This window comes from Bacillus sp. DHT2 (genome assembly GCF_026241455.1).
GTDB lineage: Bacteria > Bacillota > Bacilli > Bacillales > Bacillaceae_G > Bacillus_A > Bacillus_A pseudomycoides.
In genome coordinates this window covers 1-20,262 of sequence record NZ_JAPHWH010000016.1, presented here as the reverse complement: position 1 = coordinate 20,262, position 20,262 = coordinate 1, and the positions used below count along the sequence as shown (strand labels likewise).

Genomic DNA, 20,262 nt, shown 5'->3' with positions numbered 1-20,262 from the left:
AGAAAGGATGGAACAACATGTTTATCTATAAGGAAACATACGAACGAGGGAATTTAGAAGAGGCAGATTGCCGGTTTATAGATCAGATTTGCAATCAGTTAGATTGTGGTGAAAGCTATGAGATTTGTTTATCTATGACAGATACGTACTTACAGAAAATTTTGGTGATGGGAAATAGAAAGATACTTGAAATAGAGATTGGCCTACATCTAGACGAATTGGAATGGAAATGTGATTGCAAAGAGCTAACCAAAGAAAAAGCGATTTCGGAAGTGGAGTATGAAATAAGTTGCTATAACATGTTCCAACAAGCACGAGTTAATAAGGGATCAATGTTTAAAAAAGAGGCAGAGCGTTTTCTTGAAAGTTTTAAAGAAAAGGAGAGTGCATGATGAAAACATATGAGAAACGTTGGGAAGAGTTTTGGAAACCAATTGTAATGAAAGATGGTCAGGTGGATATAGAACAAGTCAAAAAGGAATTAAGTGATTATAAATATATGTTAGAACAAGTACCTCAAGTGTACGAAGAACTAGCAGGTCTTAGTAAACCGTTAACCTCAGCGAAATCAGTTATAGCAGCACATGAACAGCAAAAGGAATATGCGAAAGATGTTTATTTGATTGATATCTCCGATATGGCAGAAGAAGATGGTAAGGTCCAGCTAAGCGATATTGAAGAGTATTTTAATCGTTAAACCAAGGGGGGATGTTCATGTGGCAAAAAATAAAAAAATGGTTTCAGAAAATGAAAAATGGGAAAGAGGGGGAGCCACGAAAAGCAATACGAGTTCCATCCTATAAGGGACGCATGATAGGAAAATGGCTCTTTTGGGGGATGTTAGCTTGGATGTTTTTCGTTTCTTGTACAACAGTTTTCAAAACGATGAAAGCAGATGCGAAAGTAACCCCACAAACAGAAACAAAACAAGTCGTATCAAAGCAAAACCTTGCGACACGCCCAGAAGCGATTGAGTTTGCACGTTTATTTACAAAGGAGTACTTCACCTGGAAACGAGGAGAGGAAGGTCTTAAAAAGCGTGCAGAGCGCTTAAAAGGGTATTTGTCACAAACCAGTGATTCGCAAGCCGGAATAGAAACAAATGGTCTACAGTGGGATTCTAATTTTCTCTATGCAACAATTCTGAGAGTGGATGAAACGAAGGCGAATGGATCGAACGTCATTTTTAAAGTGAAGTATAAATTACACCGACAGAAACCAGATAACAGTGGGGAAGAAGTAAAAGAAGTTTGGCAACAAGTATCTGTTCCAATCAAAACAGACGGAAAAGCTTTTGTTGTCAATGGATTACCGCAAATTGTGAAAGTCGATGAAAAAGCGAATGTAAAAGAAAAAGAAAGTGAACGGGAAGAAATTAAAGATGTGAAAACAAAAAAAGACATGCAAGAGTTTTTACCAACATTTTTTAAATCGTATACAACGGCATCACAAAAAGAATTAGCTTATGTACTTGATAATTCTAGTATTAAAGGATTAGAAGGAGTAATGAAGTTTGACAAGGTCACTTCCTCAAAGGTGTATCCAGGTAAAGCGAAAGGCTCTTATGAGGTGCAAGCAGAGGTCCTATTGATTGATGTACATTCTGAAACGAAAATGAAGACTGTATACACCTTGTTTGTGAAACAAGATGGAAAGCAATTCATTGTGACAGACTTAAAAAATTAAAGAAGAGAGAGGGGAATGTAACATGTTGGATATGATGAATCATTTAGTATTGGGAATGGGATTACAAGGGGTTTTCGATGAGATAAAAGAGCAGGGAACTTACGCATTGTACATTGTGTTTATTATCGGGGGGATATTTTTAGCGGTGAAACGTGCCTGGACAATATTTGCATCCTTAGTTATTGGGGGAGCTGCCATGGTTTTCTTCATTAATAAACCAGATGCATTAAAAGCAATCGGAACATTCCTCGGTGGACTAGTGGGTCTATAACAGAAGGGAGATGCGGTATGCAAGAACCAAAACAAAATTCTATCGTGGTGTATTGCTATGGAAGCTATATGAAGTTTTTGAGAAGACAATACGAACTCATGGGAAAACGACTTCCCCGCGCTATTACTTGGCGTGCAATGGGTTATTTTGTAGTGGTAGAAGCGGTGCTGGTAACGCTCCGCTTCCTTCCTCCTTTTACATGGTGGTTCAGCGATTTTATCGATCGATTTTATTTCGTGTACTACATTGTTCTTCCTATCTTTCTTGTTTGGGGTGTAGATCAATATAAAACAGACGACAAGTCATTATTAGCCTATTTTCGTGCCCGGATAGGATTTATGTTTCGCAAGCATCGGAGTAGCCGTTTGGCTCGTATGCCTAAACTAAAAAAACATGTGATAAGAGGAGAGACGTTTGTACAGTATGGGCCATATGATTTACGAAATAGAGAAGAACCAATAGAAGAGAAGAATGTAGATATCCATGCGTATTCGCTCACATTTTTACATCAAAAGGAGGAATTGAAGAATGTTGAAAAGTATGAAACGGAATCCACTGAAACACGTTGAAAGAAATCTTGCGATTAGTATAGATGGTCGTTATTCCGGTGTATATGAGGTAGACGGTTTTGGATACGATCACAAAGACGAAAGTACAAAGAAAACGTATTATCGGAATCAGCTTGCCTTATTTAATCAACAAGACTACGACGTACATTTTCTGGTGATTCCGCGTACAACCAATTGTGATGAAATTATTGATGAGCATATTGCAACATTAAAAGGACCAATGGCACCGACGGGAAGATACTTTTTTGAACAAGTAAAAAAGTATCTTCGAAACTCATCGATGGCAAAAGAAAGTATGGAGTATCGATTTTATATATTGGTGCAGATGAACCAAGCAAAAAAAGAAAGAAAAATTATGAATCCCGTTGTAGAGTCATGGAAGTTCTTAAAGAAGATGGGAGAGGGATTCACGCAAACGGCAAGCAACATCTCAGGGTTAGCTCCAACAGATATTTTAGAAGAGGAAATCGAATCGTATTTAGAATCAGAAGAACTTGTGTATCACCAAGTACGTAGTGCATTTCCAAATACAAAGCGGGCAACACCATCTTCGATTCGTTTTCTCTTCCAGCATAACTTTATACGCGGCATGACCGAACCAACGCAGAACAAACATTGGAGAGTGGGTACAACACTCGAAATGCCAAATGGAGATGGCGAGATGGTAAAAGTACGTCAGCCAAACTTGCAAGAAATGATCCAATTGACAGATTGCGTCATTGATGAAAGTCCAGGACGTTCTCTCATCCTAGAAGGACAAAATGAAGATGGTGAGGTAGAACAAGCGCACGTTGCCTTTTTAGCAGTCAAGAGTATGCCAGAGGCCTCTCTTTTTCCAGGTGGCGAATGGATTTATCGGTTACAGTCACAGGCTTTAAAGTTTCCAGTTGAGCTGAGTATTCGTGCTCACCATTTAGAAAATGAAATGGTAACCAAAAAATTAACGAACAGTGAAATGGAATTAGAAGATCAGCAAAAACAAGCGATGATGGGACGCGGCTCAAAAGATATGACAATTGAGGGGAAACGACAAGGTGTTCGGATGGTGAAAGATCGCTTTGAAAGAACAGGTGCGCCAGGCTATGAGTTAAGTGTTCTGTTTTGTGTCTATGCGAATGATGAGAAGACATTGCAAAAGAGAATCAAGACACTCATTACAGAATATAAAAAAATGAAAATTGAACTGGTAAATCCATATGGTGACCAATTGGCCTATTTCTATGAATTCTTACCAGGATCAAAACGATACAACAAAGATTTCAAGTTGTTTGTAGAACCGGGTGTACTCGCACAAGGAATGTTTGGTGCAACAACACAAATTGGAGACAATCAAGGTTTTTATATTGGGAAAACCAAAAAGTTAGAGCGCCCTGTCTTTATTCGCCCTGACTTAGCTGCAAAAGCGTTAGAACATATTGTCACAGAGTTTGATAGTTTATCCGTAATATTTGCAGGGCAAACCGGAAAAGGAAAATCGTTCTTGATGAACCTGTTGGCGTTCTGGATTGTCCTCAGTGGCGGTAGAGCATTTATCACGGATCCTAAGGGTGATAGGACCGATTGGCCAAAGCTATTACCTGGATTTAATAAACCGGATTTGGGATTCTTGGAAGTTTGGACACTGGGAAAACATAAAGAAGATGCAGGATGTTTAGATCCATTTCGAATTAGTGCATCTATAGAAGATGCGAAGAGTTTGGCACTTGAAATCTTAACGTTTTTAGCGGAAGTTGGGCTAGATGATACGAGATATGATTACTTATATAAAGCGATTGAGACTGTAGCGAAGGATCAAGATGCTTGTTTAGCACTTGTTCGAGTAGAGTTAGAAAAAATGAAATTAGGTTCAAATATACTTCCAAATGAATTAGAAAAGTTAAACGCATTAACAAACAGATTAGCGACGTTAGAATCCATTCAGCTGGGAGACTTGTTATTCGGAAAGCCTGGTCAAAACTATCGCGTACTTAGTTTAGAACGACCACTACAAGTTTTACAAATTCAGCATCTACGCATTCCAAAAGGGAACCAAGATCATGGTGTAACGGATAAATTATCTCGTAGTATTTTAATTGCATTAGGAGCATTTGGGAAATCACTCATGTTCTCGGATCGTGAAATCTTTAAAATTTACATGGTCGATGAAGCTTCTAGTATGTTAAAAAATCGAGAAGGCGCAAGCGCTTCTGACAAAATTATTCGGGAAGGTCGTTACCATAACATCGGGTTATATCTAGGAACACAAAACGCATCTGACTACAATTCAGAAAATAAAGAGATTGCCAATGTCGGGATGAAGTTTTGTTTCTCGCTTAAGCAGGATGAACAGGCAGAAGAAATGTTGAAATATTACAACTTGCCAGTGACAGAAGAGAATGTTCGTATGTTACGGGAATTACGACGCGGAGAAGCCTTGTTCCAGGATATCTACGGGCGAACAGCCATTGTTGATATTGATCCCGTATTTGAAGAACTTGCGTTAGCATTTGACTCCTCAACGAAAACAGAAGAAGAACGTGCCATGCAAATGGCGTAAAGCATAGTACAATACAGATAGGAGAATTCTAAATTATCTGTATATGGAGGATGGGAAAATGAAAAAAGTAAAGATGTTATCTGGAGTATGTATCGCAGGAATGTTAGTGTTTGGTGGATTATCTGGTTGTGGGGCAAATGAAACAAAGAGTAATGCAAACCAGCAAGAAAGCCAAAAAGAACGTGATATGAAAGAAGCAGATAAAGCAGCGATGGAATATTTAAGGGCATATATTGATGTAGATACTGTTAAATTAAATGAGCTCTTATATAAAAAGAATAAGTTTTATGAAGAACATGTAGTTAATCCAGGTGCAAGTAAACAACTCAACAATCGGTTTGATTTAGATCGCTATGATTTAGATGAGGGTAAAAAAGAATATTACTATCACGTAAGGTACTATCATCCTGTGGAAGAAAGGCAACGAGGGATGGACTTGAAAATCGTAAAAGATGAAAAAGATGAAAAATGGAAAAATTATGAATGGTCATGGAGCAGTAACAATAGTGTAGAGTCTATTGTAGGGAGTATGAAGCCTGCACATGTCCATAAATGGGGGCAAAAGGAATGAAAAAAATTCTTTCACTTTGCATGATCTTTGTATTTCTACTCATGCCGCTAGGGTCGCAGGTTACCCTAGCGGAAGAAGAAAAAAAACAAGAACAACCAGGACCTAGGATATCAGAAAATTTATTTCAAGGTCATACAGATGAGGTGTATAAAGGTAAGTATTATGAAATTGACACAGAAGTACCCAAAAAAGATGATAAAGGCGTTTTGCAGAAACTGGGTGGCTATATATTTGGTGATGACAGTGTAGGGCAAGATTTGCAGCGTATGATCTATAGTACCTGTCAGTGGTTTGTAAACTTGGCTTTTAAACTCAATATCATGTTAACACAGCTTACGATGTTTTTAGTCGATCAAGCGTTGAAGTTAGATATTGTTTCCTCAGTAGCAGATAAATTGGCGACGGCTATGCAAAACATCTCAGGTATTGGTGAGGATGAAGATGGAAAAATGGGCTTCTTAAGTGGAGGATTGTTCCCTTCTATTATTGGCCTGACATGTATGTTATCTGCTTGTTACGCAGCTTATATCTTTTTTGTAAAACGTCAACCAACTGCAGGATTAAACGAACTTGTTAAAACAGTATTCGTCATTACATTTATACTGGTTTTCATTGGGAACGCGGGTACAGTACTAAAAACAGCGAATACAATCAGTTCAGAAATTAGCACAACCATTTTAGCGAAAGCAACAGGTACAGTAGCGGGTGATCCAAATCGATCCCAAGAAGCCGCTATATCAGCAGTTAAGAAACAAATTTGGGGGATATTAGTAGAGAGGCCATACTTATTCCTACAGTATGGAGAAGATTCAAAAGAAAAAATTGGTAAGGATCGTGTCGATGCATTATTAAAAACACCATCTGGTCAAGAAAGAAGCAACATTGTAAATAATGAAGTAACTGAAAAGAAAAATCAAATGATGAAAATGGATTCCGTAGGAGAGCGTATCATCTTCACTATTATTTACTACATCGTAAATCCATTCATTGGTCTTCCAATTCTCGTATTCTGTTTACTCATTGTAGCATTCCAATTATGGTTCCTTGTGATGAGTTTGATTGCTCCAATCGTCTTGGCGGTGGCTTTATTACCAGGACATCGTAAAGTATTAGAAAGTTGGGCAAAACAATGGGCACGTCCGCTTGCTTTAAAAATATTAATGTCGGTAATGCTTGTCATTATTTTCACAGTATCAGAATTAATCTATGTATTACCAGAAGCAGGGCTCGCTGGTTATGTATCTACGATGATCTTTCAGATTATCGTGTTCATTCTGTGCTATATTTTCCGAGACAACATTACAGCATGCTTCCAGAAAACGAAAAACATTTATAAAACAGTTACAGACATCTCACTTATGACAGAGCATTTCGCAAATCGTGGAAAAGAAGTCGCTATGGATGTCGGCGGGGCGGTAAGTGAGCGCATAGGAGATCATTTCAATACAGCAGCCGAACTGGTAGCAGTGGGAGACGCAGATACGCCAGTTGAATCCCAATTAGAAGAAGATAGAAAATCAAATCTTGTCAAAGCAAATGTTCCAGAGGATGTATCCAATTACCAGGATAAAGAGAAGCAAGAAGAAAAAGAAAGCCGTAAATTCATTTCGCTTCAAGGTGAAGAGCAAGCAGAGGCAGAAGAACATGCAACGCAAGAGGAAGTGGATGAAGCTGATCAAAAGCAGCTTGCTCGTTTAGATCAATCAGAATTAGAGTCTGCAATGGAGCAGACAGAAGAAGAATCTACTTCACCTGTACCGGAAGGCATGGAAGACGCGGACTTACCACCACATTACGTATCTTTAGAAAAGGATGAAAAACAATCGATATATGATGAGGATCATACGAAGGTACACGAGGAAGAACTTGCAGATCCAACAGCACTAGACATTATTGAATACCCTACAAATGAAATGCCAATAGAACAAGAGTCTATTCATTTACCACAACAAGAACACCACACAACAACACTGCCAGGTGCAGATTTAGATGTAATATCTGACGAGATTAAAAGTAACGCAATTACACCTCAGCAAGAAGACACACACACTATGCTTCCAAATGATCCAACAACACTTCATTCCGTTTCTGTTCCAGACCTAATTCCAGCAAAAGTAGACGAAGCAGGGCTTATTATCCCGCAAAATACAGATATAGATGTCAAGTCAACTATTCCACAACCTGTAGTAGAAACACCTACTGTTTCTACACCAAGTGAAACGGTGTCTATTCCAGACTTGATACCAGCAAAAGTTACAGAACAAGGTGAAATTCTGCCACAACAAGAAATGGAAATTCCATCACCGCCAGTTATTCCGGATGCGATTGCAGTTGGAAGTGAATCTTGGAATTTACCTACATCAGGTCCTAAGCAATTAGAACGTTTAGAGCCGAATAAAGAGGATTGATGAGCCCTGTAAGGGGCTCAGTCCCTTTAAAAAAAGGAGTGTGGCACGATATGAAACGTTATAGATTAAGTAAGCTACGTACGATAAGTTTGGGTATGTTTTGGCTCATAGGTTTATTTGGGTGGACACATCTCATCTTGATGCTCTTCATAAAGGAATATACAGGTCAAGTATGGCCGGTTACTGTACCAATGCTAGTGCTACTTGTTGTAGTTTTATTCGATTGTATCGTTTTGGATCGAAAACTCCAATTTAGAACAGTATTGTTTATGTGGTTCCTAGGGGCTGGATACGGCGGAGGGTTAGATTTTATTCAACAACAACACTCTCCTATATTACTAACAATCTTTCATGTTTTCACATATACGCCTGTTCTGTTAGGGCTTCTATATTTGATTCTCATAAGTAGAGGGAAACGTTCAGAACAATAATATTTTCAAAGGTGGGAAGGGGGAAGTAGGTGATGAAGGCACAAATACAAGAAGTCATTCATGAAGAACTGCAAGAAGAAGTGGTCAAGAGTGTCAAAAAAAAGAAAAAGAAATCTTGGAAATTACGAATCTTTTTGACACTGTTGTTGGCAAAAATCTTTGCGGTCGTATTCTTTTTTGGATTCATTATACTTGTTCTATTTGGGCAAGATATAGGGAAAAACGGAGAGGGAGACAAGAATGCAAATCCTATCGGACCAGGAGTAGGAACAGCAACCGTACCAGCGGAAGTGTTAAAGTGGGAACCCCTTGTACGAAAATATGCACAAGAATTTGGTGTAGAGCCTTATGTACCTTTGATGCTTAGCCTAATTATGCAGGAGAGCGGCGGCCGTTTGCTCGATGTCATGCAGTCAGCGGAAGGGGCTTTTAATACGAGATATCCGAAAATTCAGAACGGAATATCTGATCCAGACTATTCCATTTGGTGCGGGGTACAAGAGTTCAAACATTCTATTACTATAGCAGGTGTACAAAGTCCAGCTGACATAAACAGGATAAAATTAGCACTTCAAACATATAATTTCGGGCCAGGATTCTTAAATTTCGTCAATAGTAATGGCGGGGAATACACGTTAGATTTAGCGAAGAAATTTGCCTTAGATCACAATGGTGGAAGGACAGAATGCGGTTTCCGTAGTCCTTATTGTTATGGTGATATAACTTATGTGGATAAGGTTCTAAAATACTATCAAGTTAGCACCGGTGGTACTAGTCCTGGACCTGGGGATGGAACAGGCGATGGTCCAGCTAATGCGAAATTTAATGAAATCATGGCATTAGTAACACCATATGACGGTTACCCTTACGTATGGGCGGGTAGGGCGCCGCCAAATTTTGACTGTTCGGGGCTAATTGAATGGAGCTATAACAAAGTCGGAATTAAGATTAGTGGAACCGCTGAATCTATGTACAATGCTACAGTTCCAGTGGATAATCCAGCACCAGGTGATTTGGTTTTCTTCCAAGGGACATATAAAGCCGGCATCTCACATATTGGAATCTATATTGGTAATAATAAAATGTTTAACGCGGGTGGAACCCATTTACATTATGCAGATTTAAGTCAAAAATACTGGGCTGATCATTTCGTCGGAATTAGACGTGTGAAATAGGAGGAATAGCAATGAATAAAGGGATTATAGGTATTTTACTATTGTTAGTTGTAGGGGTTGGCATATATGCAACCTCTCAAACTTCTAAAATAAATGAGTATCAAAAGAAATATGAAGATGCAAAGAAAAAATCGCAAGTGGTGCAAATTGAAAATAAAAAACTAGATCAGAAGTTGAAAGGAAAAGAACGAAATACAGAAACACAGGTCAAAAAAGATACAGAAGAGTTTTTAAAAGCCTTTTTCGTCTATGATACTGCAAAAGGGGAAAGAGCATGGACAAAGATCAAACCATTTGCGACAGAGAATGCTTTGAAAATGCTTGTTCCAGCGGGAACAGATATCAATCAGCCGATTGAGAAGACGGAACCTAATAAAACCATAGTTTCCGATATCGATAAATTATTAGTGTACTATACGCCAGTAGATACAACTCATGCAAACGTATTTGCTCGTGTATGGCAAAAAATAACGGTGAATGGTGTTTCTAGTGTGACTCAAATGCCATTGGATATTTCTTTACTTTATGATGATCAAAAAAACAGGTGGGTTGTTGATGAAATGAAAATCCAACAACCTTTAAAAGAAGATGGTTACATCAATTAATACTCCTAGTGATGAGATGAAAAAGGAGAACGGCATGTCTATACTCGCTTTTAGTATCAGTATCATTTTCACAAGTGTAGCAATCATGGTAATTGTGAATGTTTCTATGAAAAACAAAGGGCGGTAGGTGTGACGAATACCTGTGATGCAGGCCCGAGAAAATCATAAGGAGGAAATAGTGTGAAACAAGAAAAGCTACGCGAAATTGGATATAAAGTATTACAGGAAACTTTGGTCTTAAGTCGCAATGTATTATTCTTTCCAGAAGATACAACGGGTGTGAAATACGTACAAGAAATAATAGATGCGATACACAATATCCCAAATTCTATCCAAAATGGAAATGAAAAATTTTTAGATTTTGAGTTAGAGCTACTTAAGGATACACTTTCAAAGATGGATTTTGAAAGTGTACTTGGGCAAAACATCAAGTATTTCAAGCTGTACCATCTAGAAATAGGGAGCCTATTGCGAAAAAAATATGCTGTGATGTGATTCCAATCCGAAAGTAAAGAGGGAGCGGATGAGAAATGATAGGTATTTGTATGGGGCTGTCAGTTGCACTGATAGCCTTTCTATGTATCCAGGCTTTTGCGTTTCAAACAAAAAAATTAGAACAAGGAACATATGATAGTTATGGTTTTTACCTAATGACATTGACTGCGGTTTGTGTATACATTTCTGATCAATATTTAGATGGAAACCAGGTGCAGCAGATCATGATCTTGCTCTCAGCTATGTTCACAACTGGATTGGCATTTGCTTGTATTGGAAAACAGCTCCTGTACGATTATAAACATAAAAAACTTCCATTTCACAGAAAATGACTCCTCAGATTTGATTGTAAATGGATTTTGGTATTTATCTAATACATTTGGTATCGAAAGTTATTTTGCTTTTTAATTCGTCTGTTAGAGGCTTTAAAATGATTTTGGTATGAATGCAGAAATAGCATACTACTTTTGTGACGATAGAAGAAAAATTGATTATGAAGGGATGAAAATGTATGAAACATAAACGAATGAGTAACTTTTTGCAAGGTGAAATGGATCGGTTATGTCCACGCTGGGATGTGGAAATGGGATTGACTATTTTTTGCGGTGGCGGTGGACTTTTTGTTTTAGAAAAATATGATCGGTTTTATGCTTCTACAAAACAATCTGTAGTAACTGGAGTAAATATATATGAACCGGTGGCATTGTATCATTCTGGAGATGGATATAGAGCTTTTCTTTGGTTGGAATCTTATATACAGCTCATTTCTACAAAAAAATTCATCCCTAGCTTTATAGATATTGTTTGCGATCGAAGTTATCAGAAGGAATTACGAAAAGCATTTGGTCCATTTTACAATATATCAGAAGACAGCATAATGCTAAAGGAATTAGGGAGGGTGCAAGACGAAAAAGATAATGCCACATATATTCTTCAATCATTACAGGAGTTGAAAAAGTTGATGTCTGTAAATGGGAAGTTGTTTCGAGAGATTACAAGAAATGATATGGAATTGAAAGCTTAGACCATAAGTTTTGGAAAGGGGTGGGGTAAAAATATGATTTTACTTAAGGTTATTGCATATATTTTGTTAAGTATTGGAGCTATTTCTTTTATAGCAGCAGGGGGAACAGCTTTATTACGAGGAAATAAGGGACATATCTTGTTAGTGAAAATGAACCTCATCATGGCAGCATTTTACCTTCCATCTGGAAGTTTACTCTATTTATGTACATTATGGGAGGGACAAAGCGTTTTTCTACAAGCATTTCTGATCTTTAGTGTAGGCATTGCAATTATTCATTTTCGAAGAAATTGGTATTTGCCACAGAGATACGCGAACGGTAGTCAAATAGAAGAGCAAAACATATTTGAGGAGTAATGGGAAGAGAATATATGGGGAAGGAAGTGGAGAAACCTTGATACATCGGTATGAAATTGATTTTTCTGTGATGTATAGTGGCAAGGTAACAGACTTACAATCTGCAATTATTCCAGCACGTTCTTTAGAAGAAGCAAAAGAGAAATTAAAATCAGAGGTAAAACGAAGGGTAGGAAAGTGTACCGTAACTATTAATACCGCAAGTTTATATGTTTCGGAGGAAATTCAATATACAGTCGTACAAAAGTGAAGAAATAATGTTGTTGTGTATAAAAAGCAAAAGGAGGAACCAAATATGGTATGTCCAAGATGTTCAGAAGAAAAAGAAATTGAAATGATTCCGATGTATGATGAATATCCAAATTGGATTCTTTTTTGCAAGAAGTGTGATTATCGACATGAGAATGAAAATGGATGCCCTCTCCCTTATTGAAAAGATACCTTATAATATGAATTAGCTGAAACTATCCTTTATTGAGAATTTTTTGTTAAGATAATCATGGTAAAATAAGACAAATCAAAGGTGGTATTTTATGAAAGCAACAGGAGTTACTCGTAATTTGGATGGATTAGGGCGTATTGTCATTCCAATGGAACTTAGACGAACTTTGGACATTGAAGAAAAAGATCCAATGGAAATATTTGTGGAGGGTGATCAAATCATTTTGCAGAAATATAAACCTCAACAAGCTTGTGTGATAACAGGCGACATTTCAGAAAGGAATGTTTCATTAGGGAATGGAAAGATTGTTCTGAGTTCAGAAGGTGCGGAACTTCTAATAAAGGAATTACAGCAATATCTTGTGAAATAGAAGGTTAGTAGTAAAAAAATAAGCGGAATATGATATCAAATATGTAAAAAAGGTCTCCTGAATTGGAGACCTCTTTTATCATTTGAACATTATAAATATAGCATGTCTTATAAGTAGTAAGACATGCCACTTTCAGAAAATGTGCTGATTGAGAAACGTATATTATCCCTACATAGCTTGTTGCACAACCAGAATCTGCAAGTATAGCATATCATAAATCAATGATGAAAAAGCGATGTATTTCACCATTCCTTGTATATGTTTCTAATTAGATGTATACTAAATATGGTTTCTTTTGTAAATTTTTTAGGTGTTTTTCAAGTCAGTTTATGGTCGTTATCTAATCTATTGTATGTATCTGCATTGAGGCTCTTATGTTAATCATAAGAGCCTGTTTGCATGTTCTGTCTGCTTTTAGGTACAATGAAAAAAAAGAGATTTTATCAGGCAGGGAGAGGAAATCCATGTCCAATCAATCATTAGTGAATTTACGCATTGATTTTGCATTTAAACAATTATTTGGTACATCGGGAAGCGAAGAAATTCTCATTACATTTCTGAACGCAATGTTAAGGGATTCGTTAGAATCACCGATTCAATCGCTTCAATTTGAAGATCCACATCTGCATAGGGAACATGAAGAAGATAAATTATCGATTCTAGATGTATCCGCTACTTTAGATACAGGAACTAAAATTAACGTTGAAATTCAGCTAAATAATAATCATGATATTTTAAAACGTAGTTTATTTTATTGGAGCAAGCTTTACTCATCTCAATTAAAAAAAGGAATGCCCTACAGCTCATTGCATAAAACCATTACAATCAACTTATTGAACTTTGTCATGTTTAAAGACTATGAAGCATTTCATACGACGGGGAAACTGTGGAATATCCAACAACAGAAACTTTTAAGTGATGATATCGAAATTCATGTCGTGGAAATTCCAAAATTGCTACAGCAATGGCGCGAAGAGAAAGTGAATCCGTGGGAAGATTCTTTTGTACGGTGGTTATTATTACTACCAGCCAATGAAGATGAACATTTAACACAAACTTTGGAGGCGATTGCGGTGAACCAAGATCCAATGTTACAAAAAGCCATCGATAAATGGGAGCATATGAGCCAAGATGCTTCGTTCCGTCAAGCGTACGAGGCGCGCGAAAAGATATTGATGGATGAAGCAGCAGGTATTGCACATGCGTTAAATAAAGGGCGAGAAGAAGGCATGCAAAAAGGACTTGAACAAGGCGTTCAACAGGGGAAACGTCAAATGATTCTCGGTATGCATCGTTTACAAGTCCCAATAGAAACCATTGCACAAGCCAGTGAACTCACGATTGAAGAAGTAAAGAAAATCATAGAGCAAGCATAAAAGAGACGGTCTTTGGATCGTCTCTTTTTACGAAAAAACACAACAAAGACAGCTATGCCAGACTGTCTTTGTTGTGTATGTGATTTTGCAAGTGTTTGTACGTATATATCATATCAAAATAGCTTCTACCATACAAAAGAAAAGCCTATATGTATAGAGTGTGTTGTGGGAACAATCCTCAAAAAAAGAGATACAGCCACGATAATCTGTGACTGTATCTTTTCTCTGCGTAAACTCACTATATCTAGCAACTAACCCTTACAGATTGCTCTTCATTTCACAGTATACCTTAACTTGTGGTGAAAATACATACGTTTTACACTAACCCCTTGAATGCCCCCCTGGCTCACGATGATGTCCGCCACCATTTCCATGTGCATACAATTCAGCGGGAACGTCAATATGATGACCTGTATCTCCATGAGCAGATTTAGAACCTCCACCATTTCCATGTTGACTCATATACCCTGTATTCCCATCTGCACTTCTAAAAAGTATGTAATTCATTTTGATTTCCTCCCTTTCTAAATTATATCTTCATACTAGCACAGTGTATCAGGGTAAAACATCATTTAATGATTAAAAATTCCGTCATTTCAAACGTTGTGCAATCGCAAAAATAACAGGAACGCTAACAGAATTACCCGCTTGTCGATACAGTTGTGTATCTGAATTTACTTTACTTGCTCGTTCAAAAGCTGAATCTGAAAACCCTTGAAGTCGCCAAGTTTCTTTTGGTGTAAGACGTCTAATTCTAAAATCCTCTGTTAATACTGCCTGATTGCAAGCTGTATCCAATGTATGAGCAATCTTTTTTCCTACACGCCCTCTTCTTGTTTTACTATTTGGAACAGAAAAATTAACACTATCCCCGAACTCTGCTTCTGCAAATCCTCTTTTCGTTGCCTCTTTAATACGAATTTTATAAGTTTTCAAATGAGGCATCCTCCTATTTTGTTATGATTTTTGGCGGTTCACCACATAGTAGGGTGGGAGATAAATAACTTGGATCATAGACATGGCCACTTAACCCTCGCCCACTTGGATGAATGTTTGCTAGCTTTTTAATATGAGTTTGTTGGTTATCTTGGAAGAGAGGAAATACTTTTCTGGTACGGTGTCTTCGAGAATGTCCAATAAGGAATACTCGTTCTCTGTTTTGTGGAACGGGTCTTGCTGCAGTTGAGAAGTCTTTTGTGTTGAGCAAAGACCATTCTGCATCGTACCCAGCTTCATCCAGACTAATGAGAACCCTGGCAAAGTCCCATCCTCCATTAACTGAAAACAAGTTTTTAACGTTTTCAATGAACAAGTATTTAGGTTTATTTTCTTTTTTTTGGCTGTTGAGGAGCTCAATCGTTTTGTAAAATAGTCCAGATCTTGCTCCTTGGAGTCCTGCTGCTTTTCCAGAGGCAATACTAACATCTTGGCATGGGAACCCGAAACACCAGACGTCGGCTTTTGGTATTTCTCCTGATCTAACATCGTTAATGTCATGTCTGGTCCACTCCTTTTCCGTATTATGAATAGCTTCATAGGAAGCCCTAGCAAACTTATCCCACTCTATATATCCAACGCAGTGGTGGCCAGCTTCTGCCATTCCGAATCGAAAACCACCTACCCCAGCGAAGATATCTAAAAATGTTAATCTCATTTCGTAACTCCTTTTCTGTTGGTATTTAGGGAACAAAAAAAGGCTACAAGCTAAGAATCATTTTCCTAGCTTGTAGCCTTCGATTTTTTCGTTTCGGCTAACCGTAATGTATGCATTTCCCGCAACATGATGGGGATCGAATTGCAATATTGTATTTGAATTTCCCCAAAACCCGTGATTGGTGGAGAGAGAAAAGTAGAGTGTCCTTTTTTATCGACTATGTAAATTCCTTCTTTTTTCATTAGCATATCCCCTTCTGTTTGTAGAACGTTTGTTCTATTTGTAGGATAATATATATCTAGAAAATTTGCAATTTTAAAATCTGAATTTTATCAGATATTTGATGATACAAATTTTCTTTTAAAAATCGGATTTCTTTTCTACATTGTGTGTTACCAATAGCACTTAAAACACAAGGACTTTGACCGAGAATAAGTGTTTTTAAAATTTCAATTATTTTCCTTGTTTTATTTGATACTATGAAATAGGGAATAATTAACTTATATTGGAGGTTTTTAAATGGGAATTAAAATGTCTAGTGCTTATCACCCTTTTTTAAAGAGGATTATCGGGATTGATGAAATCCAACAAGATGAAGCTCTACAAAAAGATCTATATTGTATTGATGAAAATTGCCGCAAATCACTTAGTTTTGTAGGTGAGTTCCCACGTAAATATAGTGATAAAACTATAACAGTGAGGGCATATCTTCGCTTATCTGGCAAAGAAAAACACATTGAAACATGTCAATTTAATACTGTTGGTCAAGTTAAAGTGATTGCAAGAAGTGCAGAAGACCTAATGACTAGTTTAGAAGATGGGAAATACGAATTTAGGTTGCATGTAATTAAAGATGCCTTACGGAAAAATAAAAATACTACATCTTATAGTGATAATGTTTTAGTACCTGCAGGTGAAACAAAAAGAAATCCACAAAAAATATATGAAAATAAAGGAAAGCTCTCCTCCTATCTAGCATCAATGAAGAAAATTATGCAATTGCGGACCCAACTTGAAGATCAAGACAAAGAATTACGGAATCTTATCGTACTAAAATTTCATAATAAAGAAATTGAGTGGGCTAATTTTTTCTATGATACTGAAAACTTTAGAAAAGCCTTTAATTATCTTTCTACATCTCCAGGTCATCCTATTTGCCTTCATGGTCGAATCAAATCAATCAACATGCCAACCGAAAGATTTCCATACTATAGTATTTCACTTTATTCTCCTTGGGTTGAAAAAGCCGACAAAGATAATATAAAGCGAATTCCTTCTGCTTCTATTGCAATCTATGATGAATCACTTGTTAAGGACATAGAGCAAAAATTTAAGGAAGGTGCAAAAAATATTGCTCTATGTTCCGATGTAAGCCATTCGGCATCAGAAATAAAAGAAAATAGCAAGTCAAAAGAAAAACTCCAATATTTAAATTTACAAGGAAAACTAAATCGAAAAAAACAAATTTATATGTATTAACTCAAAAATGAGTTTTACAAAAGATACAAAATGTTAAACTCAAAACCCCCAGTGATATCAGTACGTATACATGATATCACTGGGGGTTTATTGGGATATTTAACGGCGTATTTTACAAATTATAAAAAGATGTAAACTTAGTTTTACTTTTTACATATGAACCATCTTAAAAAGTGAACGATCGTTTATAAACACATCGAAAAAATTATAAATGTTTGTTAAGTGATTATAACCTTTATAAATTTCTTGGCGTACAATTTTCTTTTTTGATATGGTGATCCCTAATAAGACCAGGCTAATTTATGATACCTTCTACAGCCAATTCATGTATGAATTCATTTAAAATTTCATTTAAATTTTCGTCTATTCGAAGGATGTCTTCAATCACAATTTTTTTATTCCTTTTACTATAATTAATAAATGAAAAGTCAAACCACTTTCCCTCATCTTGTCTGTTATTCATTAGCAATTGTAGTATATCTTCTTTTTGGAATATCATTTTTTCGAGTTCATACAGACGCATTAACTTGACATTAGAGCATAGATATTTAAATTCCTCACTAGAATAGTCAAGTTTCAACTTTTCCGCAACCTTAAACATTATAGTGTCTCTTCGAATATAGCTGTCTTCAAATAGAACAACGGCTCCGAAAATATTTTCTTTCAAGAAGTCAGCTTCCACATTAAATGGATTATATTCTTTTTGAAAACGTTCGGTTATATGTTGATAAACTTGAATAACAGAATCAACTATCCTATTAATCGTATGTTCTATATCTTTTTCTGTTAGATTCCTTAAAGAAACCCTTGGACTCATGCTTTTACTGTCCAACATCAGACATTGTTTACCTTTTCTTATCATTACATCTAATGTGCGTTTCTTATTCCGTTTATAGTCATACTGTCTTTCTGCAATAACCTCATCAAAGTATTCAGATAATCGACATATCTTTAAAATATAACCCTCAAGAACTTCTTTTCCAAATGATTCACGCAGCCTGTCATTCCCCTCGGTCAATCTAAATAAAAGAGAAGATGTAACAGATTCCATGATAAGGTGGGGTAAGGGTAGGAAGATATCTTGATTGTAAGAAATGAAAGGAAATTGATAAAAATATTTAAAGCCATACATGTAATGAGTGATGTCTTTTGTTATTTTTTCTTGCAGTGATATATAACCAGAACGATCAATGATAAGGTGTTGAATCACATGATTGTACTTTCTTAATATGTAATCATAAATACTTGATGTTCTGAATTTATCAAACTCTCTAGAAAAATAACAATAAATAATAAGACCCAATTTTTTAAATTCATCGTAACTACAGTCAAATTTATCAACAAATTGTTGCTTCATATTCAAATTTTCGTTCTGAAAATTAAATATATATGAATACCTATAGATTTTGTTAAGCATATTTTCTTGGAGTTGAAATTGATTTAGGGCAGTCACTATTATTAAATAATCCAAAAATCGATTGTTATCTAGAACAGCTTCTAATTTTGGAGGTTGATAATTCTTGATTGTATTAATTATTTCAATGAATTGTTTGATTTCATTTTTGCCTTCAAATTTACGGTTAGAGTATTCACCAAACGTGATAACAGAAAACAAAGCAAAAGTCTCAAGTTCCCACGGCAATGGTTTACCAATTAATTCATCAATAGGAATTAAGCCATTTATAGACATATTGTCTTTCGAATATGATTGGCATATTTCCATTTTTGAGCTGAAATCATATCGTTTTAACAATATTGGTATTCTCTCAAAATCCAAAAAAAATACCTCCTCATTTAATCTTAATTTAACTATATATTATCATAGGTCCGATTTTTTATGGGTTATGCTGCGTGTTGATTAAAGAATTCAAAATGGTTTTTTATCAAACCTTTTATAAAAATGATCTGGAATAAATTAAGAACGTATTTTGATTAATCTTTTTTCAAAACACGTTTTTTCTTTTTTATTGGTTTATCAAAGGTTATTAGTATCAATTTGATTAAACATTATTCTAAAGTAAAAATATGTTCCAAAAAGTAAAGATTTTGGGACGTTCAAAAATAGAAAAGTTGGATTTATCTTTATCAAAAACGATGGTTTTTGAGAATTGCAAAACAAACAAAATTTGAGCCTTGCAAATCGCTTAACTACGTTATCAAAACTATTGTCAAAATCAAATTAACTTTAACCACCCTTTATGATAAAATTATCATGTAAAGGGTAGGTGATTTTATGAATCCATATGTTTATGGTTATGCAAGGGTAAGTACCCAACAACAAGATTTGATTCGTCAAATAGATATGCTTCAAAATTATAACTGTACTGAAATTTTGACTGAAAAAATGACAGGTACGAAAAGTGATCGTCCAGAGCTTACTCGATTGAAAGATAAAATTAGACCTGGAGATACGTTAGTTGTTGAAAGTTTTTCTAGATTAGGACGAAGTACAAAGGATTTAATCGAACTTGTTGATTACTTTGAAAATAAAGGAGTCAAACTGATTAGCATTAAAGAACAATTTGATACGAATACTCCTCAAGGAAAATTAATGTTAACTGTATTTCAAGCATTCAGCCAATTTGAAAGAGATTTAATTGCCCAACGAACACAAGAAGGCCTTGTAAGTGCAAGAGCAAGAGGAAGGGTTGGTGGTCGTCCTCGTATTCAAGATACCTATATTCAAAAGGCATTAAATTTATATAAGTCAGAGCAATATAGTATTCGAGAAATTATAGATATGACTGGCATTAGCCAAGCAACACTGTACCGATACATACGAGAACACAAGCAAGTACAAAAGAATGAGGAAA

Annotated in this window: 26 protein-coding genes; 21 read left to right on the top strand and 5 right to left on the bottom strand. The window is 36.1% G+C overall.

Features of this window, described 5'->3' with window-relative positions:
* Positions 1-17 precede the first annotated feature (17 nt).
* The 19 genes from ORL93_RS26200 to ORL93_RS26110 all read left to right on the top strand — a co-directional run bounded on the left by ORL93_RS26200 (position 18) and on the right by ORL93_RS26110 (position 14,316).
* On the top strand, positions 18-392 hold the full coding sequence (locus ORL93_RS26200) for a hypothetical protein (RefSeq protein WP_265959836.1): 375 nt from the start codon (positions 18-20) through the stop codon (positions 390-392).
* The gene (locus ORL93_RS26195; protein ID WP_265959835.1) at positions 392-697 is read left to right on the top strand and encodes a hypothetical protein; all 306 of its coding nucleotides are present in this window, start codon (positions 392-394) and stop codon (positions 695-697) included. Before ORL93_RS26200 ends, ORL93_RS26195 begins: the two co-directional genes overlap by 1 nt.
* A gap of 17 nt (positions 698-714) precedes the next feature.
* Positions 715-1,686, top strand: a complete 972-nt coding sequence (locus ORL93_RS26190) for a conjugal transfer protein (protein WP_265959833.1) — start codon at positions 715-717, stop codon at positions 1,684-1,686.
* A 22-nt stretch (positions 1,687-1,708) separates the two neighbouring features.
* On the top strand, positions 1,709-1,957 hold the full coding sequence (locus tag ORL93_RS26185) for a TcpD family membrane protein (RefSeq protein WP_016133395.1): 249 nt from the start codon (positions 1,709-1,711) through the stop codon (positions 1,955-1,957).
* Positions 1,958-1,974: 17 nt separating this feature from the next.
* Positions 1,975-2,526: a TcpE family conjugal transfer membrane protein gene (locus ORL93_RS26180; protein ID WP_265959832.1), complete on the top strand. Its 552-nt coding sequence runs from the start codon at positions 1,975-1,977 to the stop codon at positions 2,524-2,526.
* Positions 2,486-5,062: an ATP-binding protein gene (locus tag ORL93_RS26175; protein ID WP_265959831.1), complete on the top strand. Its 2,577-nt coding sequence runs from the start codon at positions 2,486-2,488 to the stop codon at positions 5,060-5,062. The genes ORL93_RS26180 and ORL93_RS26175 overlap by 41 nt, the downstream gene beginning before the upstream one ends.
* Before the next feature lie 58 nt (positions 5,063-5,120).
* Positions 5,121-5,633, top strand: a complete 513-nt coding sequence (locus ORL93_RS26170; protein WP_265959830.1) for a hypothetical protein — start codon at positions 5,121-5,123, stop codon at positions 5,631-5,633.
* Complete coding sequence (locus ORL93_RS26165; RefSeq protein ID WP_265959829.1) at positions 5,630-8,041, top strand: CD3337/EF1877 family mobilome membrane protein; 2,412 nt, start codon at positions 5,630-5,632, stop codon at positions 8,039-8,041. The genes ORL93_RS26170 and ORL93_RS26165 overlap by 4 nt, the downstream gene beginning before the upstream one ends.
* Positions 8,042-8,091: 50 nt before the next feature.
* Positions 8,092-8,472, top strand: a complete 381-nt coding sequence (locus ORL93_RS26160) for a hypothetical protein (protein WP_265959828.1) — start codon at positions 8,092-8,094, stop codon at positions 8,470-8,472.
* Positions 8,473-8,504: 32 nt separating this feature from the next.
* Complete coding sequence (locus ORL93_RS26155; protein ID WP_265959827.1) at positions 8,505-9,647, top strand: bifunctional lytic transglycosylase/C40 family peptidase; 1,143 nt, start codon at positions 8,505-8,507, stop codon at positions 9,645-9,647.
* Between the two features lie 11 nt (positions 9,648-9,658).
* The gene (locus tag ORL93_RS26150) at positions 9,659-10,252 is read left to right on the top strand and encodes a hypothetical protein (RefSeq protein ID WP_265959826.1); all 594 of its coding nucleotides are present in this window, start codon (positions 9,659-9,661) and stop codon (positions 10,250-10,252) included.
* A 180-nt stretch (positions 10,253-10,432) separates the two neighbouring features.
* Positions 10,433-10,747, top strand: a complete 315-nt coding sequence (locus tag ORL93_RS26145; RefSeq protein WP_265959825.1) for a hypothetical protein — start codon at positions 10,433-10,435, stop codon at positions 10,745-10,747.
* 35 nt (positions 10,748-10,782) lie between these two features.
* Positions 10,783-11,079 (top strand): hypothetical protein, encoded by a 297-nt coding sequence (locus ORL93_RS26140; protein WP_265959824.1) that lies wholly within the window; start codon positions 10,783-10,785, stop codon positions 11,077-11,079.
* Positions 11,080-11,258: 179 nt separating this feature from the next.
* A complete protein-coding gene (locus tag ORL93_RS26135; protein WP_265959823.1) occupies positions 11,259-11,771 on the top strand; it encodes a hypothetical protein in 513 nt (170 codons plus the stop codon).
* A gap of 33 nt (positions 11,772-11,804) precedes the next feature.
* Positions 11,805-12,128, top strand: coding sequence for a hypothetical protein (locus ORL93_RS26130; RefSeq protein ID WP_265959822.1), 324 nt, complete (start codon positions 11,805-11,807; stop codon positions 12,126-12,128).
* 37 nt (positions 12,129-12,165) lie between these two features.
* A complete protein-coding gene (locus ORL93_RS26125) occupies positions 12,166-12,378 on the top strand; it encodes a hypothetical protein (protein ID WP_098208451.1) in 213 nt (70 codons plus the stop codon).
* A gap of 45 nt (positions 12,379-12,423) precedes the next feature.
* Positions 12,424-12,561 carry a hypothetical protein gene (locus ORL93_RS26120; protein WP_179864241.1) on the top strand — a complete coding sequence of 46 codons (138 nt, stop codon included), beginning with the start codon at positions 12,424-12,426 and terminating at the stop codon, positions 12,559-12,561.
* A 100-nt stretch (positions 12,562-12,661) separates the two neighbouring features.
* Complete coding sequence (locus ORL93_RS26115; protein ID WP_265959821.1) at positions 12,662-12,940, top strand: AbrB/MazE/SpoVT family DNA-binding domain-containing protein; 279 nt, start codon at positions 12,662-12,664, stop codon at positions 12,938-12,940.
* 464 nt (positions 12,941-13,404) lie between these two features.
* Complete coding sequence (locus tag ORL93_RS26110; protein WP_265959820.1) at positions 13,405-14,316, top strand: Rpn family recombination-promoting nuclease/putative transposase; 912 nt, start codon at positions 13,405-13,407, stop codon at positions 14,314-14,316.
* A gap of 321 nt (positions 14,317-14,637) precedes the next feature.
* Here ORL93_RS26110 and ORL93_RS26105 read toward each other — a convergent pair whose 3' ends face one another.
* The 4 genes from ORL93_RS26105 to ORL93_RS26090 form a co-directional block, all read right to left on the bottom strand.
* Complete coding sequence (locus tag ORL93_RS26105; protein WP_065486828.1) at positions 14,638-14,823, bottom strand: hypothetical protein; 186 nt, start codon at positions 14,821-14,823, stop codon at positions 14,638-14,640.
* 84 nt (positions 14,824-14,907) lie between these two features.
* A complete protein-coding gene (locus tag ORL93_RS26100; protein WP_065486827.1) occupies positions 14,908-15,252 on the bottom strand; it encodes a DNA cytosine methyltransferase in 345 nt (114 codons plus the stop codon).
* Between the two features lie 13 nt (positions 15,253-15,265).
* On the bottom strand, positions 15,266-15,970 hold the full coding sequence (locus ORL93_RS26095) for a DNA cytosine methyltransferase (RefSeq protein ID WP_265959818.1): 705 nt from the start codon (positions 15,968-15,970) through the stop codon (positions 15,266-15,268).
* A 65-nt stretch (positions 15,971-16,035) separates the two neighbouring features.
* A complete protein-coding gene (locus ORL93_RS26090) occupies positions 16,036-16,212 on the bottom strand; it encodes a DUF3954 domain-containing protein (RefSeq protein ID WP_265959817.1) in 177 nt (58 codons plus the stop codon).
* 277 nt (positions 16,213-16,489) lie between these two features.
* Between ORL93_RS26090 and ORL93_RS26085 the strand changes: the two genes are divergently transcribed.
* Complete coding sequence (locus tag ORL93_RS26085; protein ID WP_265959816.1) at positions 16,490-17,449, top strand: hypothetical protein; 960 nt, start codon at positions 16,490-16,492, stop codon at positions 17,447-17,449.
* 295 nt (positions 17,450-17,744) lie between these two features.
* Here the strand turns inward: ORL93_RS26085 and ORL93_RS26080 are convergent, their stop codons facing one another.
* Entirely contained in the window at positions 17,745-19,226 is a 1,482-nt protein-coding gene (locus tag ORL93_RS26080; RefSeq protein WP_265959815.1) for a hypothetical protein, read from the bottom strand.
* A gap of 456 nt (positions 19,227-19,682) precedes the next feature.
* On the opposite strand from ORL93_RS26080, the gene ORL93_RS26075 reads away from it, so the two are divergent.
* Positions 19,683-20,262, top strand: a 580-nt coding sequence (locus ORL93_RS26075; protein ID WP_265959813.1) for a recombinase family protein, incomplete at its 3' end; no start/stop codon positions are given.

Bases quoted from the DNA above. Each gene is read 5' to 3' on its own strand.
- ORL93_RS26200 (WP_265959836.1), top strand. From the start codon at position 18: ATGTTTATCTATAAGGAAACATACGAACGAGGGAATTTAGAAGAGGCA.
- ORL93_RS26195 (WP_265959835.1), top strand. From the start codon at position 392: ATGAAAACATATGAGAAACGTTGGGAAGAGTTTTGGAAACCAATTGTA.
- ORL93_RS26190 (WP_265959833.1), top strand. From the start codon at position 715: ATGTGGCAAAAAATAAAAAAATGGTTTCAGAAAATGAAAAATGGGAAA.
- ORL93_RS26185 (WP_016133395.1), top strand. From the start codon at position 1,709: ATGTTGGATATGATGAATCATTTAGTATTGGGAATGGGATTACAAGGG.
- ORL93_RS26180 (WP_265959832.1), top strand. From the start codon at position 1,975: ATGCAAGAACCAAAACAAAATTCTATCGTGGTGTATTGCTATGGAAGC.
- ORL93_RS26175 (WP_265959831.1), top strand. From the start codon at position 2,486: ATGTTGAAAAGTATGAAACGGAATCCACTGAAACACGTTGAAAGAAAT.
- ORL93_RS26170 (WP_265959830.1), top strand. From the start codon at position 5,121: ATGAAAAAAGTAAAGATGTTATCTGGAGTATGTATCGCAGGAATGTTA.
- ORL93_RS26165 (WP_265959829.1), top strand. From the start codon at position 5,630: ATGAAAAAAATTCTTTCACTTTGCATGATCTTTGTATTTCTACTCATG.
- ORL93_RS26160 (WP_265959828.1), top strand. From the start codon at position 8,092: ATGAAACGTTATAGATTAAGTAAGCTACGTACGATAAGTTTGGGTATG.
- ORL93_RS26155 (WP_265959827.1), top strand. From the start codon at position 8,505: ATGAAGGCACAAATACAAGAAGTCATTCATGAAGAACTGCAAGAAGAA.
- ORL93_RS26150 (WP_265959826.1), top strand. From the start codon at position 9,659: ATGAATAAAGGGATTATAGGTATTTTACTATTGTTAGTTGTAGGGGTT.
- ORL93_RS26140 (WP_265959824.1), top strand. From the start codon at position 10,783: ATGATAGGTATTTGTATGGGGCTGTCAGTTGCACTGATAGCCTTTCTA.
- ORL93_RS26135 (WP_265959823.1), top strand. From the start codon at position 11,259: ATGAAACATAAACGAATGAGTAACTTTTTGCAAGGTGAAATGGATCGG.
- ORL93_RS26130 (WP_265959822.1), top strand. From the start codon at position 11,805: ATGATTTTACTTAAGGTTATTGCATATATTTTGTTAAGTATTGGAGCT.
- ORL93_RS26120 (WP_179864241.1), top strand. From the start codon at position 12,424: ATGGTATGTCCAAGATGTTCAGAAGAAAAAGAAATTGAAATGATTCCG.
- ORL93_RS26115 (WP_265959821.1), top strand. From the start codon at position 12,662: ATGAAAGCAACAGGAGTTACTCGTAATTTGGATGGATTAGGGCGTATT.
- ORL93_RS26110 (WP_265959820.1), top strand. From the start codon at position 13,405: ATGTCCAATCAATCATTAGTGAATTTACGCATTGATTTTGCATTTAAA.
- ORL93_RS26105 (WP_065486828.1), bottom strand. From the start codon at position 14,823: ATGAATTACATACTTTTTAGAAGTGCAGATGGGAATACAGGGTATATG.
- ORL93_RS26095 (WP_265959818.1), bottom strand. From the start codon at position 15,970: ATGAGATTAACATTTTTAGATATCTTCGCTGGGGTAGGTGGTTTTCGA.
- ORL93_RS26090 (WP_265959817.1), bottom strand. From the start codon at position 16,212: ATGAAAAAAGAAGGAATTTACATAGTCGATAAAAAAGGACACTCTACT.
- ORL93_RS26085 (WP_265959816.1), top strand. From the start codon at position 16,490: ATGGGAATTAAAATGTCTAGTGCTTATCACCCTTTTTTAAAGAGGATT.